We start from the raw sequence: 2,522 nt of genomic DNA, 5'->3' as shown, positions 1-2,522 counted from the left end.
GGGTGTAGCTCAGTCGGTTAGAGTGCCGGCCTGTCACGCCGGAGGTCGCGGGTTCGAGCCCCGTCACTCGCGCCATTCTTTCCAAGCCGTGCGCCTCTCGGTTTGCTGCCATGCGGCCGTCGCAACTTGTACGGATTTCTCACGGCTGTATAAGGTCGCCTCGTGACAGTGCCAATTGGCTTTCTAAAAGTCTTGCACCACGGCGCTGCCTGCGCTAACCACGGCGTGTTGCAACGCACGTACGCTTGCTCGGGGCATTTGCCCGTTGCGCCGCCCGGCGCACCGGCAAGTAGGGATGAACATGATGACTGAACTTCTCAGTTCCTATATTCCGATCGCGATTTTCATCGGCATCGCCTTGGTTATCGGCCTGGCGCTTCTCATTGCGCCCTTTGCCGTGGCCTTCAAGGCGCCGGATTCGGAAAAGCTTTCCGCATACGAATGCGGCTTCAATGCATTCGATGACGCGCGCATGAAGTTCGACATCCGATTCTATCTCGTTTCGATTCTCTTCATCATCTTCGACCTCGAGGTCGCCTTCCTCTTCCCGTGGGCCGTTTCCTTCGGCGCCATCGGCTGGTTCGGCTTCTGGTCCATGATGGTCTTCCTCCTGGTGCTGACCATCGGCTTTATTTATGAATGGAAGAAGGGGGCCCTGGAATGGGAGTGACCCAAAACAACACGCTCGTCGCGCCGCAGCCGAAAGGGATCATCGATCCCTCGACCGGCAAGCCGATCGGCAGCAATGACGCGTTCTTCGGCGAGATCAACAACGAGCTTGCCGATAAGGGTTTTCTCGTCACCTCGACCGACGAGTTGATCAACTGGGCCCGCACGGGCTCGCTGATGTGGATGACCTTCGGTCTCGCCTGCTGCGCCGTCGAGATGATGCAGGTGTCGATGCCGCGTTACGACGTCGAGCGCTTCGGTTTTGCGCCGCGCGCTTCGCCGCGCCAGTCGGACGTCATGATCGTTGCCGGCACGCTCACCAACAAGATGGCCCCCGCGCTCCGCAAGGTCTACGACCAGATGCCGGAGCCACGGTACGTCATCTCTATGGGCTCCTGCGCCAATGGCGGCGGGTACTATCACTATTCCTACTCGGTGGTTCGCGGCTGCGATCGCGTCGTGCCGGTCGACATCTATGTGCCGGGCTGTCCGCCCACGGCCGAGGCGCTGCTTTACGGCGTGCTTCTGCTGCAGAAGAAGATCCGGCGCACCGGCACGATCGAGCGGTAAGGGGTTAAGGACAACAGACATGAGCGAAGCCCTTACTGAGCTTTCGTCCTACGTATCGGAAGCACGCGGCAACCTGATTGCTGCCTCGCAGATCAAATATGGCGAGCTGACGCTGACGACGACCGGCGACAACCTGATCCCGCTGCTGACCTTCCTGCGCGATGACGCCAATTGCGGCTTCGTCAACCTGACGGACATCTGCGGCGTCGACTGGCCGCAGCGCGAGCAGCGTTTCGACGTCGTCTACCATCTTCTGTCGCCGAAGAAGAACCTGCGCGTCCGCGTGAAGGTGGCGACCGACGAGGATACGCCGGTTCCGTCCGCTTTCGGGGTTTATCCGGGCGCCGACTGGTTCGAGCGTGAGACCTGGGACATGTACGGCGTGCTCTTCACCGGCCATCCGGACCTGCGCCGCATCCTGACCGACTACGGCTTCGAAGGCCATCCGCTTCGCAAGGACTTCCCGACCACCGGTTTCGTCGAAGTTCGTTACGACGATTCTGCAAAGCGGGTCGTTTACGAGCCTGTCGAATTGAAGCAGGAATTCCGTAACTTCGACTTCCTGTCGCCTTGGGAAGGCACCGACTACGTGCTGCCGGGCGACGAAAAAGCGAAGCAATAATTCGAAGGCGTGCGGCGGGTTGGCGCCCGCTCATCACTGTTTATCTGAGAACGCGAGCTCATCGCCATGACAGAACATAACGTCCGCAACTTCAACATCAATTTCGGACCGCAGCATCCGGCGGCACACGGCGTTCTTCGTCTTGTCCTCGAGCTTGACGGCGAAATTGTGGAGCGCGTCGATCCGCACATCGGGCTGCTGCATCGCGGCACCGAAAAGCTCATCGAAACAAAGACCTATCTGCAGGCCGTGCCCTATTTCGATCGCCTCGATTACGTGGCGCCGATGAACCAGGAGCATGCCTACGCGCTCGCCGTTGAGAAGCTGCTCGGCATCGAAATCCCGATTCGCGGCCAGCTGATTCGCGTGCTCTATTCGGAAATCGGCCGTATCCTGTCGCATCTGCTGAACGTCACGACGCAGGCGTTGGACATCGGCGCTCTGACGCCGCCGCTCTGGGGCTTCGAAGAGCGCGAAAAGCTGATGGTGTTCTATGAGCGCGCTTCCGGTTCGCGCATGCATGCCGCTTACTTCCGCCCGGGCGGTGTCCACCAGGATCTGCCGGAAAAGCTCGTCCAGGATATCGGCGACTGGTGCGACCCCTTCTTGAAGGCGCTGGATGACATCGACAATCTTCTCACCGGCAACCGGATCTTCAAGC

At 59.9% G+C, this 2,522-nt stretch carries 4 protein-coding genes; all 4 read left to right on the top strand.

Annotated features, from left to right (window positions below; genetic code table 11):
* Positions 1-304: 304 nt before the first annotated feature.
* Entirely contained in the window at positions 305-670 is a 366-nt protein-coding gene (locus tag ACPYOI_RS35465; RefSeq protein ID WP_008521906.1) for an NADH-quinone oxidoreductase subunit A, read from the top strand.
* Positions 661-1,239, top strand: coding sequence for a NuoB/complex I 20 kDa subunit family protein (locus ACPYOI_RS35460; RefSeq protein ID WP_481420183.1), 579 nt, complete (start codon positions 661-663; stop codon positions 1,237-1,239). The genes ACPYOI_RS35465 and ACPYOI_RS35460 overlap by 10 nt, the downstream gene beginning before the upstream one ends.
* A 19-nt stretch (positions 1,240-1,258) precedes the next feature.
* Positions 1,259-1,861 carry an NADH-quinone oxidoreductase subunit C gene (locus ACPYOI_RS35455; RefSeq protein ID WP_481420184.1) on the top strand — a complete coding sequence of 201 codons (603 nt, stop codon included), beginning with the start codon at positions 1,259-1,261 and terminating at the stop codon, positions 1,859-1,861.
* Positions 1,862-1,927: 66 nt separating this feature from the next.
* Positions 1,928-2,522, top strand: a 595-nt coding sequence (locus ACPYOI_RS35450; protein WP_481424097.1) for an NADH-quinone oxidoreductase subunit D-related protein, incomplete at its 3' end; no start/stop codon positions are given.

This window comes from Rhizobium sp. SVR5-2C (assembly GCF_056755115.1).
The sequence above is the reverse complement of the archived record's forward strand: the minus strand, read 5'-3'. Positions and strand labels throughout refer to the sequence as shown.

Excerpts from the sequence above, each read along its gene's own strand:
- ACPYOI_RS35460 (WP_481420183.1), top strand. The coding sequence starts at position 661 with ATGGGAGTGACCCAAAACAACACGCTCGTCGCGCCGCAGCCGAAAGGG.
- ACPYOI_RS35465 (WP_008521906.1), top strand. The coding sequence starts at position 305 with ATGACTGAACTTCTCAGTTCCTATATTCCGATCGCGATTTTCATCGGC.
- ACPYOI_RS35455 (WP_481420184.1), top strand. The coding sequence starts at position 1,259 with ATGAGCGAAGCCCTTACTGAGCTTTCGTCCTACGTATCGGAAGCACGC.